This window comes from Methylobacterium sp. WL116 (assembly GCF_008039455.1).
GTDB lineage: Bacteria > Pseudomonadota > Alphaproteobacteria > Rhizobiales > Beijerinckiaceae > Methylobacterium.
In genome coordinates, this window is record NZ_VRUV01000061.1 from 1 (window position 1) to 14,367 (window position 14,367).

At 71.6% G+C, this 14,367-nt stretch carries 14 protein-coding genes; 9 read left to right on the forward strand and 5 right to left on the reverse strand.

The window, feature by feature from the left end:
* A partial coding sequence (locus FV223_RS07675) for a GTP-binding protein (protein ID WP_246686237.1) occupies positions 1-124 on the reverse strand: 124 nt, incomplete at its 3' end.
* 312 nt (positions 125-436) lie between these two features.
* Here FV223_RS07675 and FV223_RS07680 point away from each other — a divergent pair.
* The gene (locus FV223_RS07680; RefSeq protein WP_147726252.1) at positions 437-1,300 is read left to right on the forward strand and encodes a porin family protein; all 864 of its coding nucleotides are present in this window, start codon (positions 437-439) and stop codon (positions 1,298-1,300) included.
* A gap of 121 nt (positions 1,301-1,421) precedes the next feature.
* On the opposite strand, the gene FV223_RS07685 is transcribed toward FV223_RS07680, so the two are convergent.
* A complete protein-coding gene (locus tag FV223_RS07685) occupies positions 1,422-1,829 on the reverse strand; it encodes a PaaI family thioesterase (protein WP_147726253.1) in 408 nt (135 codons plus the stop codon).
* Between the two features lie 247 nt (positions 1,830-2,076).
* Here FV223_RS07685 and FV223_RS07690 point away from each other — a divergent pair, with 247 nt between their 5' ends.
* The 6 genes from FV223_RS07690 to FV223_RS07715 all read left to right on the forward strand — a co-directional run bounded on the left by FV223_RS07690 (position 2,077) and on the right by FV223_RS07715 (position 7,582).
* Positions 2,077-3,108 (forward strand): cyclase family protein, encoded by a 1,032-nt coding sequence (locus FV223_RS07690; RefSeq protein ID WP_147726254.1) that lies wholly within the window; start codon positions 2,077-2,079, stop codon positions 3,106-3,108.
* A 15-nt stretch (positions 3,109-3,123) separates the two neighbouring features.
* Entirely contained in the window at positions 3,124-4,074 is a 951-nt protein-coding gene (locus FV223_RS07695; protein WP_147726255.1) for a 3-hydroxyacyl-CoA dehydrogenase family protein, read from the forward strand.
* A 40-nt stretch (positions 4,075-4,114) separates the two neighbouring features.
* Complete coding sequence (locus FV223_RS07700) at positions 4,115-4,873, forward strand: SDR family oxidoreductase (RefSeq protein ID WP_147726256.1); 759 nt, start codon at positions 4,115-4,117, stop codon at positions 4,871-4,873.
* A gap of 10 nt (positions 4,874-4,883) precedes the next feature.
* Positions 4,884-5,768, forward strand: coding sequence for a 3-keto-5-aminohexanoate cleavage protein (locus tag FV223_RS07705; RefSeq protein WP_147726257.1), 885 nt, complete (start codon positions 4,884-4,886; stop codon positions 5,766-5,768).
* Positions 5,769-5,844: 76 nt separating this feature from the next.
* Positions 5,845-7,059, forward strand: coding sequence for an acetyl-CoA C-acyltransferase (locus FV223_RS07710; protein ID WP_147726258.1), 1,215 nt, complete (start codon positions 5,845-5,847; stop codon positions 7,057-7,059).
* Between the two features lie 100 nt (positions 7,060-7,159).
* Positions 7,160-7,582 (forward strand): organic hydroperoxide resistance protein, encoded by a 423-nt coding sequence (locus tag FV223_RS07715; RefSeq protein WP_147726259.1) that lies wholly within the window; start codon positions 7,160-7,162, stop codon positions 7,580-7,582.
* 127 nt (positions 7,583-7,709) lie between these two features.
* Here the strand turns inward: FV223_RS07715 and FV223_RS07720 are convergent, their stop codons facing one another.
* The 3 genes from FV223_RS07720 to FV223_RS07730 all read right to left on the reverse strand — a co-directional run bounded on the left by FV223_RS07720 (position 7,710) and on the right by FV223_RS07730 (position 10,474).
* Positions 7,710-8,099: a type II toxin-antitoxin system death-on-curing family toxin gene (locus tag FV223_RS07720; RefSeq protein WP_147726260.1), complete on the reverse strand. Its 390-nt coding sequence runs from the start codon at positions 8,097-8,099 to the stop codon at positions 7,710-7,712.
* Entirely contained in the window at positions 8,096-8,521 is a 426-nt protein-coding gene (locus FV223_RS07725; RefSeq protein ID WP_147726261.1) for a hypothetical protein, read from the reverse strand. The genes FV223_RS07720 and FV223_RS07725 overlap by 4 nt, the downstream gene beginning before the upstream one ends.
* Positions 8,522-8,584: 63 nt before the next feature.
* A complete protein-coding gene (locus tag FV223_RS07730; RefSeq protein WP_147726262.1) occupies positions 8,585-10,474 on the reverse strand; it encodes a M3 family oligoendopeptidase in 1,890 nt (629 codons plus the stop codon).
* 285 nt (positions 10,475-10,759) lie between these two features.
* Here FV223_RS07730 and FV223_RS07735 point away from each other — a divergent pair, with 285 nt between their 5' ends.
* Positions 10,760-12,253 (forward strand): sigma-54 dependent transcriptional regulator, encoded by a 1,494-nt coding sequence (locus FV223_RS07735; protein WP_147726263.1) that lies wholly within the window; start codon positions 10,760-10,762, stop codon positions 12,251-12,253.
* 162 nt (positions 12,254-12,415) lie between these two features.
* On the forward strand, positions 12,416-14,367 hold a 1,952-nt coding region (locus tag FV223_RS07740; RefSeq protein WP_147726264.1), incomplete at its 3' end, for a L,D-transpeptidase family protein.

Consider the following 14,367-nt stretch of genomic DNA (forward strand, 5'->3'; position numbering starts at 1 on the left):
CCCCGCCGGACTCCGCCAAGACCTTCGTGATCGCCGCCGTCAGCGACGTCTTGCCGTGGTCGACGTGACCGATCGTGCCGATGTTGCAGTGCGGCTTCGTGCGGGCAAACTTCTCTTTGGCCATGGTTCCCGTTCCTGCGGCAGGGCCCGCGCACGGGCGCACCCGATCTCGACTCTCGCCCGGCTCGCGGGGGAGCCCCGGCGAAAGGCGCGGTCGGATTAGAGGCTCGCCGTCCTTTGATCAAGGGCCGGCGCCCCGGCCGCGCCCGCCGCCGGCCCGACGGGGCAGGCCGGCGGCGATTCGGTCGGGCAAGGTTGTCCGTGGCGCCACCGCTGCATTTGGGCCGCACTGTGGCACGGCGGGCATAGTTGCCCGGGCATGCTTACGCTTAAGTGGGGCCAGAGCCATTCGGGACAGTCTTCAGGTACCCCTCACATGACGAAGAAGCTTCTCCTCGCCTCGACCGTGCTGGCCGGCATGACCGCCGTCGCCTCCGCCGCCGACCTGCCGCGCCGCGAGCCCCCGCCGGTCTTCACCCCGATCCCGGTCTTCACCTGGACCGGCTTCTACGCCGGCCTCGAGTCGACCTACACCTTCACCGACCGCCAGCGGATCACCACCACCGGCATCTCGCCCGCGAACGTCGCCAACGTGCAGGCCCTGCGTCGTCCGCCGCTGGCCACCACCGAGACCGACGGCATCGGCAAGATCGGCGGCACCGCGGGCTACAACTATCAGTTCACCCCGGGCTCCGGCTTCGTCCTCGGCGGCGCCGTCAGCGTCGACTGGACCGACATCCACAAGGGCCGCTTCAGCCTCGACGCTCCGAGCGTCGTCGGCGGCGCGCCGAACCCGAACTACTTCCGCCAGAGCCTGGAATATCTCGGCACCGTCACCGGCCGCGTCGGCTACGCCTTCGACCGGTTCATGGTCTACGGGACCGGCGGCTTCGCCTTCGGCGAGGTCCAGTACGATGCCAACTTTTACACCCCCGGCGGCGCCCTCGCCTTCGCCGGCCGCACCAACAACCTCGAGACCGGTTACGCCTACGGCGGCGGCGTCGAGTACGCGATCCCGACCGACAGCTTCCTAAACACCTTCGCCTTCGCGAAGTATCTCGGCCTGAAGTACGACGCCGTGACGATCAAGGCCGAGTACCTCCACTACGACCTCGGCAGCCGCAACGTCATCGTCGGCTCGTTCAACGGTGTCGGCCCGGGCGCCGGCTACATCTCGCGCTTCCGCACCGAGGGTAGCATCATCCGCGCTGGCTTCAACTACAAGTTCGGCGGCCTCTAAGGTCTTCGCCGGAGGGTGATCCCTCCGGCCCCTTGCAAGGTTGCGATGAAGCCCCGGGCGCATGCGTCCGGGGCTTTTTTCGTGTCGGCGGCGGCCGCTTTCGTCGATGTTCGCGCCCGCCTTACGCCGCAGGCGCCGGCTCGCTGCGGGCAGGCTTGAACAGGCCGCTCGCCGTCGCCACCAGATCGCCGCCCTCCCCGCGGATCTCCGCCTCGCAGAACAGAACCGAGCGCCCGCCGCGCACCACGAACCCTTCGGCCAGCAGCACGCCGCGGCCGGGGGCGAGGAAGCGGGTCTGCATGTCGAGGGTGAGCACCGGCCGCCCGGCGGCGAGCCGCGCCGCCGTCCCCATGGCGATGTCGAGCAGCGTGCAGATCACCCCGCCATGGGCGATGCCGAGGTTGTTGCCGTGGTCGTCGCGCAGCCTCAGCCGCAGCCGGGTGCGTCCCTCGGCATAGCTGAGCGCCTCGACGCCGCAGAGCCGCGCGAACGGGATGTCGGCTCCGAAGATCGTATCCTGCTCGCGCATCGGCTGCTCCGGCCCTCGCCCGTTTCGAAGGTCCGGTATGCGGGCGCTCGCGCGCCCTGACAAATCCGCCCGGCTTCGTCGCTCCGGCCGCGACCCGGTCGTTGACAGACCGGTATGGCCGGACGGACGATGCGGCCAACGGGATCCGCCAAGGATCCGCCTTCAGGGATGGACGCATGCGCCCGGCTCCGGCACCCGCCGCGCCCCGGATCTGCGAGGGCAGAACCGATACCGGCAGGACGCGCCGATGACCGAGCCGCGCTGGCGCCGCCGGCCCGAGGGCTCGACCTGGGGCGATTACGGCCCTGAGGACCAACTCGGCCGCGTCAACGGGCTCGATGCGGCCAAGGTGCTGCAGGGCGTCGCGGAGGTCCGCGTGGGCCGGACCTTCTGCCTCAGCCTGCCCCTCGACCTGCCCGGCGGCAACGTCCTGAACCAGCGCCGCCACCCGCCGCGCCTCAGCCCGACGGTCCGGGCCAACGGCCGGCCTGTGACCAACTTTCGGGTCTGCGAGGAGGTCGACGGCGCCACCGACGTGATCTGCGACGACCGGGTGATGCTCTATCTGCAATACTCGACGCAGTGGGACAGCCTCGCCCATGTCGGCGGCCTGTTCGACGCCGACGGGGACGGAACGCCGAAACCCGTCTACTACAACGGTTTCCGCGGCGGCCTCGACGTGACGGGTCCGAGCGAGGCGGCCGAGGTCGAGGCCCCGTCGCGCGCGCGCCGTCTCGGCATCGAGCGCTTGGCCGAGCACGGCATGCAGGGCCGCGGCGTGATGGTCGACCTGCGGGCGCATCACGGCGACGCCCGCACGCTCGTCGGCTACGACGCCCTGATGCGGATCCTGGAAGCCGACGGGGTCGCGGTCGAGCCCGGTGACATGGTCTGCCTGCATACGGGCTTCGCCGACCGCCTTTTGGCCTGGGGCGGCGATCCGGACCGGGACGCGGTGCACCGCATCTGCGCCGTCCTCGATGGCCGCGACGCGAGGCTGCTCGCCTGGATCACCGACACCGGGCTCTCCGCGCTGATCGCCGACAACTACGCGGTCGAGGCCTATCCGGCGCGGCCGGGCGGGGCGTGCTGCGCGATCCTGCCGCTGCACGAGCACTGCCTGTTCAAGCTCGGGCTGCCGCTGGGCGAGCTCTGGCACCTGACCCCGCTGGCGAGTTGGCTCAGGGCGAACGGGCGCCATCGCTTCCTGCTCACCGCGCCGCCCCTGCGGCTTCCCGGCGCCGTCGGCTCGCCGGCGACGCCGATCGCCACCGTCTGACCGGAGGAGGACATCATGGCCGAGATCGCCGTCGTCGGGGCCGGGCTGATGGGTCACGGCATCGCCCTGGTCCTGGCGCTCGGCGGCCATGCCGTCCGCCTCACGGACAGCCGCGCCGAGACCCTTGATGCGGTGCCCGCCCTGATGGCCTCCGCGCTCGCGACCTTGGCGGAAGCCGGCGTCGCGCCGAACGGGTGGACCGCCGACCGCCTCGCCGCGGCTGTGCGGCTTTCGCCGGACCTCGCGGCCACGGTCGACGGGGCGAGCCTCGTCGTCGAGGCGATCACCGAGGACCCGGAGGCGAAGCGCACGCTGTTCTCCGAGCTCGACGGGCTCTGCGCCGCCGACGCGGTGATCGCCAGCAACACCAGCTACCTCGACGTCTTCCCGCTGATCCCGGCCGGGCGGCAGCCGCGCGCCCTCGTCGCGCACTGGTACACGCCCCCCTACATCATCGATCTCGTCGACGTGGTGCCGGGTCCCGAGACGCGGCCGGAGGTGGTGGCCGAGATCCGCGACCTCGTCGTCGGGCTCGGCCAGGTGCCGATCGTCCTCAAGCGCTTCGTGCCGGGCTACGTCGCCAACCGCATCCAGTCGGCGATCACCGCCGAGGTGCACCACCTCCTCGACGAAGGCTACGCCACCCCGCGCGAGATCGACGACGCCATCGTGCACGGGCTCTCGCTGCGCATCCCGATTCTCGGCCACCTTGCCAAGGCGGACTTCACCGGTCTCGACCTGCAGCGCCGGGCGCTCGCCAACGCGAGCTACGCCCCGCCCCCGCCGCGCACCCGGTCGGGCAGCCTCGACGCCCTCTGCGCCGAGGGCCGGACCGGGGTGATGGCCGGGCGCGGCTACTTCGACTGGGGCGGCCGCGACCCGGCGGAGCTGTTCCGCGAGCGCGACCGCAAGCTGCTCGCCCTTAAGGCGGCGATGCGCGGCATCGGCCGGATGGAGGGCACGTGAGCGTCCGCCGCCGACCTCCGATCGCAGACGGGAGCACACCATGATCGGCGCCGACCTTCGCGGCAAAGCCGTCCTCGTCACCGGGGCGTCCTCCGGCATCGGCCTGGCCGCCGCCACGCTGTTCGCGCGCAACGGGGCCGCGGTCGCCCTGAACCACCTCGCGGACGACCCACGCGGCCCGGAGGCCGCCGGGCGTCTGCGCGCGGACGGCTTCTCCGTCACGGCGGTCGCCGGCGACGTCTCCCGCGCAGGCGAGGCGGAGGTGATGGTGGCCGAGGCGATCGCGACGCTCGGCGGCCTTGACGTGCTGATCAACAATGCCGGCACCTCGGGCACGCAGGCGCCGATCGCCTTCGAGGACCTCGACGCGATGACCGAGGATTTCTGGGATTCGATCCTGTCGACCAACCTCGTCGGCCCCTATCGCTGCGCGCGGGCCGCCGCCCCCGCCCTGCGGGCGCGCCGCGGCGCCATCGTCAACACCGCCTCGGTCGCCGGCCTCGGGCGGCGCGGCTCCAGCATCGCCTACTCGGCGAGCAAGGCCGGGCTCGTGAACCTGACGCGCTCGCTCGCCCGGGCGCTCGCCCCCGAGATCCGCGTCAACGCGGTCGCGCCGGGCCTCGTGGCCACGCCCTGGACCGCGAACTGGCCCGAGGCGCGCAAGGCGGCGACCGTCGCCAACACCCTGATGGCGCGCCTGGCCGAGCCCGAGGACATCGCCGAGGCGATGCTCTTCCTCGCCGCCGGCGGGGCCTACATCACCGGCGAGACGCTGGTGGTCGACGGCGGGATGATCTGAGGAGACGGCGATGTCGCAGAAGACCGTGATCACCTGCGCCCTGACGGGCTCGTTCGACACGCCGTCGAAGAACCCGGCGGTGCCGGTCAGCCCGGTGGCCATTGCCCGCTCGGCGCTCGAGGCGGCCGAGGCCGGCGCCGCGGTGGTGCACATCCACGTCCGCCACCCCGAGACCGCGGCGCCGAGCATGGAGCTCGCGCATTACCGCGAGGTGGTGGAGCGCATCCGCGAGCGCAACGCCAACGTGATCCTCAACCTGACCACGGGCGCCGGCGGGCGCTTCGTGCCGGGCGCGTCCGATCCGGCCGCGGCGGGGCCCGGCACCCTCTTCGAGACTCCGGCGGTGCGCACCCGCCACGTGAGCGCGCTCAGGCCGGAACTCTGCACCCTCGACGTCGCGACGATGAACTTCGGCGAGAACCTTTTCCTCAACACCCCGGCGCACCTGCGCGCCATGGCCGAGGCGATCCGCGCCGCCGGCGTGCGGCCGGAGATCGAGGTGTTCGACCTCGGCCACATCGCGCTCGCCCGCCACCTCATCGCCGAGGGGCATCTCGCGGCGCCGCCGCTGTTTCAGATCTGCCTGGGCATCCCGTGGGGGGCGCCGGCCGACCCCGAGACCCTGGTGCAGATGCGCGCGCGGCTGCCGGCCGACGCGGTCTGGTCGGCCTTCGGCATCGGCCGGGCCGAGTTCCCGATGGTGGCGCTCGCCGCCAGCATGGGCGGCAACGTCCGGGTCGGCCTGGAGGACAACCTCTACCTCGCCCGCGGACGCCTGGCGCCGAGCAACGCCGCGCTCGTCGAGAAGGCGGTGACGCTGCTGTCGCTCATCGACTGCGCACCGGCGAGCCCGGCCGAGGCGCGCGCGATCTTCGGGCTCGCCGCGCGCGGTTGAGCCGGCCGGCCGGATCCGGCACACCGCCTGTCTTCCCGATACGGGCGGGATCGGCCCCGCCAAGGACCAGCACACCATGCGTGAAGCCGTCATCGTCTCGACCGCGCGGACCCCGATCGGCAAGGCCTATCGCGGCGCCTTCAACGACACCCAGGCGCAGGCGCTCGGCGGCCACGCGATCGCCCACGCGCTCTCCCGCGCCGGCATCGCGCCGGAGGAAGCCGGCACGCTGATCGGCGACGTGATCCTCGGGGCCGCCCTGCAGCAGGGCTCCACCGGCACCAACATCGCGCGGCAATCCGCCCTGCGGGCCGGGCTCCCGGCTTCGGTGGCGGGGATGAGCGTCGACCGGCAATGCGCCTCGGGGCTGATGGCGATCGCCACCGCCGCCAAGCAGATCGTCGTCGACGGCATGCAGGCCGCGATCGGCGGCGGCCTCGAATCGATCTCGCTCGTCCAGAACGAGCACCTGAACCGCTTCCGCGCCGAGGATGCGGCGCTCACCGCGATGGCCCCGCACGTCTACATGTCGATGCTGGAGACCGCCGAGATCGTCGCCGCCCGCTACGGCATCGATCGGGAGGCGCAGGACCGCTACGCGCTGCAGTCGCAGCACCGCACCGCCGAGGCCCAGGCCAACCGGCGCTTCGCCGACGAGATCGTGCCGCTGGCGACCGAGATGGCGGTCGTCGACAAGGCGACCGGTGCCGTGACGAAGCGCGCGGTGACGCTCTCGCAGGACGAGGGCAACCGGCCGCAGACCCGGCTCGAGGACCTTTCCGCCCTGAAGCCGGTGTTCCGCAACGGGCAGGCCGTCGCCGAGGGCGCGTTCATCACCGCCGGCAACGCGAGCCAGCTCTCGGACGGCGCCTCGGCCTGCGTGCTGATGGAGGCGCGGGAGGCCGAGCGGCGCGGGCTGCAGCCGCTCGGCGCCTATCGCGGCATGGCGGTCGCCGGCTGCGCGCCCGACGAGATGGGCATTGGCCCGGTCTTCGCCGTGCCCAAGCTTCTCGAGCAGCACGGGCTCACCGTCGGCGACATCGACCTGTGGGAGCTGAACGAGGCCTTCGCGGTCCAGGTCCTGTATTGCCGCGACCGCCTCGGCATTCCCGACGAGCGCCTCAACGTCGACGGCGGCGCGATCGCGATCGGCCATCCCTACGGCATGTCCGGCGCGCGCATGACCGGGCACCTGCTGATCGAGGGGCGCCGCCGGGGCGCCAAGTACGGCGTGGTCACGATGTGCGTGGGCGGCGGCATGGGCGCGGCCGGCCTGTTCGAGATCTTCTGAACGCGCGACATCGGTTGCGCGCAACCTAGTTTCGTGGGATGAAGGGTCACCGATCGCCCGCGAGCGGGTGCGTGATTCCCAACGCCGACAGGAGACGACGATGCAGGCTCTCTACACCGCCCACGCCCACGCCACCGGCGGCCGCGAAGGATCCGCCGCGACCGACGACAGCCGTCTCGGCGTTGGGCTCTCGACCCCGAAGGAGCTCGGCGGCAACGGCGGCCCGGGCAGCAACCCCGAGCAGCTCTTCGCCGCCGGCTACGCCGCCTGCTTCCTCGGCGCGATCAAGTTCGTCGCCGCCCAGGACAAGGTGAAGGTGCCCGAGGACGCCCGCGTCGACGCCGAGGTCGGCATCGGCAAGCGCGACGACGGCACCGGCTTCGGCCTCACCGTCAGCCTCAAGGCCAGCCTGCCGGGCATCGATGCCGAGAAGGCCGCCGACCTCGTGAAGCGCGCCGACGTGGTCTGCCCGTACTCGCACGCCACCCGCGGCAACATCCGGGTCGACGTCGCCGCCGTCTGATCGCGGCCGGAACCAAGACCGAAAAGACCCGCGACGGGGCACCCCGTCGCGGGTCTTTTCGTATGCAGCCCCTGGTCTCCGCCGTGATCGTCCAACCTTCTCACGCCGACCCTTATGCCTTCCGGCTTCAGGCCGGCGGACACCCGTCGTCGATCCAGCGCACCAGGTCGGGCTCCCCGATCGCGCCGGCGGCAAGCGCCATGATGACAGTTGTCGCCTCGGCCGGATGGGGCGCGAACGGCCGGCCGTTCAGGATCAGGAAGGCGAGCATCGCCATGAAGCCCGCGCGCTTGTTGCCGTCCATGAAGGGATGGTTGCGCACGATGCCGAAGCCGTAGGCCGCCGCGAGTTCGGCAATCGATGCGGTCTCGTAGCGCCACTTGTTGATCGGACGCGCGAGCGCGGATTCCAGCGCGCCCTCATCGCGGATGCCGACGGCGCCCCCGAAGACGCGAAGCTGCCGAGCATGGGCGTCGATCACGTCCGCGACGGTGAGCCACTCGGGCTCGACCGTCACTTCGCCAGATCAGTCAGGGTGGTGCGGTAGCGGACCATGATGTCGTCCATGATGGCCGCGACCGTCTCGCGATGGCCCCGATCTGATTGCGCTGGCGGCTCCCAGATCGTGCCGGACTTCACGAAGCGCGCCTTGCGGACGCGTCCACGCCGCTTCTCGCCTTTGGCATCCCGCGCGATGCGGAAGCCGCGTGCCGTCAGCAGATCGCCGATCAGGGCACCCGACGACTGTATCGCGTGCGTGCGCGTCGCGGCATCGAACGTCGCGATGATCGGCTCGATGTCCCACACCGCCGCCTGCACGGCCGGAATCTCCAGACGGCTGAGAAGCTCGTACTGCGGGAGAAGATCCGGTCGGGTGAGCACGTCCCTGAGCGGACGTGCTTCGGGGCGATCGAAGAAGGCGGCATGGCTGGCGTTCATGAAGGCCTCCGTCTCGCGGCCAACCTAGGAAGCCCACGCCGCCGGTGTCAACGTGCGCCGTCGCTACGTCGACGTGGCGAGGTTCGGCTCCTCCATCCCCTCCAGCTCCGCGATCATGCCCTCGATCATGCCGAGGCCGATCTGCCAGAAGCCGGGATCGCGGGCGTCGAGGCCGAACGGGGCCAGGAGCTCGCCGTAGGGCTTCGAGCCGCCGGCCGAGAGCAGGGCGAAATAGCGCTCGACGAAGCCGCCCTCCGCCTTCGCGTAGACCCCGTAGAGCGAGTTCACCAGGCAGTCGCCGAAGGCGTAGGCGTAGACGTAGAACGGCGAGTGGATGAAGTGCGGGATGTAGGCCCAGAACGGCTCGTATCCGGCATCGAGCGTGATCGCCGGGCCGAGCGATTCGGCCTGCACCGACATCCACAGGCCGTTGATCTGCTCCGCGGTGAGCTCGCCCTCGGCACGCGCGAGGTGGACCTTGCGCTCGAACGAGTAGAACGCGATCTGGCGCACCACCGTGTTGATCATGTCCTCGACCTTGGCGGCCAGCATCGCCCGGCGCTGGGTCGTGTTGGTCGTCGCCGCGAGCAGGCGCCGGAAGGTCAGCATCTCGCCGAACACGCTGGCGGTCTCGGCCAGGGTCAGCGGCGTCGGTGCCATCAGCGCGCCGTTGTGGCCGGCCAGCACCTGATGCACGCCGTGGCCGAGCTCGTGCGCGAGCGTCATCACGTCCCGCGGCTTGCCCTGGTAGTTGACCAGCACGTAGGGGTGGACCGAAGGCACCGTCGGGTGTGCGAAGGCGCCGGGCGCCTTGCCGGGCCGCGTCGGCGCGTCGATCCAGCGCCGGTCGAAGAAGTCCCGCGCGATGCCGGCCATCTTCGGCGAGAACGCGCCGTAGGCGTCGAGCACCGTGTCGCGCGCCTCGGTCCACGGGATGGTGCGCTGCTCGACCTTCGGCAGCGGCGCGTTGCGGTCCCAGTAGGGCAGCGCCTCGACGCCGAACCACTTGGCCTTCAGCTGGTAGTAGCGGTGCGAGAGCCGCGGATAGGCCTCGCGAACGGCATCGACCAGCGCCGCGACCACCTCGGGCTCGACGCGGTTCGAGAGGTGGCGGGCATCCGCCACGTCCTTGAAGCCGCGCCAGCGGTCCGAGATCTCCTTATCCTTGGCCAGCGTGTTGGTGATCAGCGTGAACACCCGCAGGTTCTCACGGAACACCTCGCTCAGCGCCCCGGCCGCCTCCCGGCGGACCTCGCCGTCCGGGTCCTGGAGCTTGTTCAGCGTCGGCTCCAGGGGCAGCCGCTCCCCCTGGACGGGGAAGCGCAGGGCCGCGATGGTCTCGTTGAACAGGCGGTCCCAGGCCGCGTTCGCGGTGACGGATTTCTCCAGGAACAGCTTCTCGATCCGGTCCTCGAGCTGGAACGGCTTTTCGCGGCGCAGATCCTCGATCCACGGGGCGTAGCGAGCGAGCGGCCCGGCGGACATCGCCACGTCGAGAACACCGTCCTCGATCCGGTTGAGCTCGAGCGCGAAGAACAGCAGGTTTCCGGAGGCGTCGGTGAGGCGCTCGCGGGTGTCGCCGTAGAACTTCGCCCGCGCCTCGTCGGTGGTGTCGCCGGAATAGACCAGCCCGGCATAGGACATCAGGCGGCCGAGCAGCTCCTCGATCGCCTCGTAGGCCGCGACAGCGGCGGCGAGCTTGCCCGAGGCGTCGGGCCCGCTCGCGAGCTGCGCGATCTTCCCGGCGTAGGTCTCGGAGAACGAACGGCAATCCGTTTCCGCCTTCGCGAGGTCGCGGCGGAAGTCCGGCGCGTCCAGGCCGGAATACAGGTCGGCGAGGTCCCATTCGGGAAGCGGCCCGAGATCGACTGCGTGGGCCGCGGCACGCGCCGCGGAGGCGCCCTCGGCGCTCCGGAGGGGCGACCCTGCGGGGGCGAAGGCTCGGGCGGACATGATTCCTCGCATGGATCCTCGGTTCGTTGCCGGCGTGTCGCCCGCGCGGGGCCCGACGGGCCCTTCCCGCCTCATATCGAGCGCGATCGACGGCGTTCAACCGAATTCGGCGGCCGCCGGGGATGCAAGCGGCGCCTGCGGCAAATCTCCCGTCGTCGTTAAGCGGGGCTTTACGCATCTGGGCGACGCTCCGGCTCGAAACGAAACACCCGCCGGTCGTGCCGGGTGCCGGGTCCCGCGAGGTCCGGCGCCGCGGTCGACCCGCGGCAGCGAGGAAAAGCCCGCATGGCGACAACGGTCCTGATCGTCGACGACGATCCCGTTCAGCGTCGTCTCGCCGAGGCGACGGTGCGCCGCTTCGGCTTCGAGGCGAAGCTCGCGGAGAACGGTGCGGACGCGCTCGCGCTGCTGCGGACCCAGCCCGAGATCGACGTGGTGCTGCTCGACCTCGTCATGCCCGGCGGCCTCGACGGCCTCGGCGTGCTCGCCGAGATGCGGAAATCCGGCCTCGACACCCCGGTCATCGTCCAGACCGCCAACGGCTCGATCGACGCCGTCGTCACCGCGATGCGCGCCGGCGCCGTCGACTTCGTGGTCAAGCCCGCCGGCGCCGAGCGGCTGCAGGTCTCGATCAAGAACGCGCTCCGGGTCGACCACCTGGAGGAGGAGGTCCGGCGCATGCGCCGCCGCGCCTCCGGCTCGCTCAGCTTCAAGGACCTCACCTCGAAGTCGCCCGACATGGAGCGGGTGATCCGGCTCGCCGAACGCGCCGCGAAATCCAACATCCCGGTGCTGATCGAGGGCGAATCCGGCGTCGGCAAGGAGGTGCTGGCGCGCGCGATCCAGGGATCGGGCGAGCGGCGCGGAAAGCCCTTCGTCACGGTCAATTGCGGGGCGATCCCCGACAATCTCGTCGAATCGACCCTGTTCGGGCACGAGAAGGGCGCCTTCACCGGCGCCACCGAGCGCCATGCCGGCAAGTTCGTGGAGGCGTCCGGCGGGACGCTGTTCCTCGACGAGATCGGCGAGCTGCCCCTCGATGCGCAGGTGAAGCTGCTGCGCGCGCTGCAGGAGGGCGAGGTCGACCCGGTCGGGGGCAAGCGCAGCGTGCGCGTCGACATCCGCCTGGTCTCGGCGACGAACCGCTCGCTGCTCGACCTCGTCAAGGAGGGCCGCTTCCGCGAGGACCTGTACTATCGCCTCAACGTCTTCCCGATGACCCTGCCGCCGCTCCGCGCCCGGCGCGAGGACGTGCCCGACCTGGTGCGCTCGTTCTGCGCCCGGTTCGCGGCCGAGGAAGGCAAGCGCGTCCGCGCGATCACCCCCGAGGCGATGGCGCTGCTGACCCGATACGGCTGGCCCGGCAACGTCCGCCAGCTCGAGAACGCGCTGTTCCGCGCGGTGGTGCTCGCCGACGGCGACGAGCTGACGGTGGCCGAGTTCCCGCAGATCGCCGCCCAGGTCGAGGGCTTCGACGTCCGCATCCCGGCGGCGCCCGTGCAGCCGATGCTGTCGGCCCATTCGCCCGAGCCGGTGCGCGAGATCGTCCGCGTCGAGGTGCGCGACCCCCACGCGATGTCGCTGGTGGTCGAGGACACCGGCGAGATGAAGCCGATGGATGCGCTGGAGGCCGAGATCATCCGCTTCGCGCTGCAATTCTATCGCGGCCGGATGTCGGAGGTGTCGCGCCGCCTCGGAATCGGCCGGTCCACCCTGTATCGCAAGCTCAAGGATCTCGGGCTCGACGGCGACGACAAGGCCGAAGAGGCCGCGGCCTGATCCGGCCCGAGGGCCGACGCCTGACCGATAGGCTCGGCGCATCAGGCACTTGCAGGCACGCGACGGCGCGAGCGGAGGGGGTGCGATTGCGCACGACCGGGCTTGCGCCGATACTGATAAGGTTGTGGGCGGCCTCGAGGTCGGTCCCCAGGAGGTTCGCAGATGGGCGTCTCGCGCTCGGCCAAAGCAGCCCTGGCCGTCCTGTTGGCCGGCTCCGTCGCGCAGGGCGCCCTTTCCACGGCGGCCTTCGCCCGCGGTGGTCTGGACGACATCCCGCCCGCCGCCGCCGTCGCCACCGCGACCCCGGACAAGGCCGTCGCCGCCGATAAGGCGCCCGCATCCGATCCGGCCGCGGTCGCGGATCCGAGCCTGCCGCCGCCGGCCACCGGCCTCGAGGCGGTAACTCCGTCCGAGCCGCCGAAGGCCAATCCGGCCCAGACCGAGGCGCCCGGACCGGAGCGTCCGGCGGTCGCCGCGGCGCCCACCGTGCCGAGCGACCCGCAGGCGGCCGCCGTGTTCAACCGGCTGGCCTCGCCTGCCCCGCTGCTCGCCCGCCTGACGACGAAGGAGCGCGAGGCGATCCAGGCGTTCTACGCGCTCGGCGCCTTCAAGCCGGTCTGGATCGTGGACGGCGTCTACACGCCGGCGGCGAAGGCCGTGGCCGCACGCCTCGCGGCGGCGCCCGAGGACGGCCTCGACGCTCGCGCCTATCCGGTGCCGGCGCTCCCGAAGGCGGGGAAAGCCGACATCGCCGGCAAGACGGAAAGCCCCGCCAAGGCCGAGGATCTGGCCGCCGTCGCGGAGGCCGACCTGAAGCTCTCGGCCGCCGCCGCCCTCTATGCCCGCGACGCGCGCGGCGGGCGGATCAACCTGGCCGCGATCTCGCGGCTGATCACGCCGACCCTCGATCTGCCGGCCGCCGACACGGTCCTGGCGAGCCTCGCCGGCGCAGGCGGCACCGCCGGCGACCTGCTCCAGGCCTACAATCCGCGCTCCCCCGGCTATCTCGCCCTCAAGAGCCGCCTGTCGGTGGCACGCGCGCCGGCCGCGACGGACGATGCGGGTCCGGCGACCACCCTGCGCCTGCCGCCCGGTCCGGCCCTGCGCGTCGGCATGCGCGATGCGCGCGTGCCCCTGCTGCGCGCCCATTTCGATCTGGAGAGCCGGAAGGCCGGCACCCTCGACGTCCCCCCGGGCGATCCGGAGGATTACGATTCCGGCGTCGCCGCGGCGGTCGCCAAGTTCCAGCGCGGCCGCGGCCTGCCCGGCAACGGCGTCCTCAACGTCCAGACGGTGGTGGCGCTGGCGCAGGGCGCCAGGCAGGCGAGTGCGGTGCGGCCGGTGGGCGACGACGCGGCGCTGATCGTCAACATGGAGCGCTGGCGCTGGCTCGGCACCGATCTCGGGCCCGACTACGTGCTGGTCAACGTGCCGGAATTCCGCCTGCGCGTGTTCCGCGACGGACGCCCGCGCGACGAGGCCCGCGTCATCGTCGGCAAGCCGGATTCGCGCACGCCCCTGTTCTCGGGGCTGATGGAATACGCGGTGGTGAACCCGTCGTGGTACGTGCCGCCCTCGATCCTGAAGACGATGCTGCCCAAGATCGCGAGCTACGGCGGCAGCACCTGGGGCGGCTACGAGATCGTACGCCGCGGCGGCCACGTCTCGCTGCGCCAGCCGCCGGGCGAGAAGAACGCGCTCGGCTTCATCAAGTTCATGTTCCCCAACCAGCATGCCGTGTACCTGCACGACACGCCGAACCGCTCGCTGTTCTCGCGTTCGGAACGGGCCCTCAGCCACGGCTGCGTCCGCGTCGACGACCCGTTCCGCTTCGCCGACGTGGTCCTGCCGAACTGGACCGAGGAGCGCCTGAAGAAGCTCGTCGGCAAGGGCGAGCGCACCATCCGCCTGGAGCACAAGCTGCCGGTGCACCTCGCCTACTTCACCGCCACCGTCGACGACGGCGGCAGCTACCGCACGCTGCCCGACCTCTACGGCTACGATGCACCGATGCGGGCGGCCCTGGGCCTCGGCGGTGGCGGCGGTGCGGTCGCTAAGGTCTCGCCGGCGGTCCGGCCGTCCGAGCCGACGCGCCGGACGGCCGAGGCACTGGC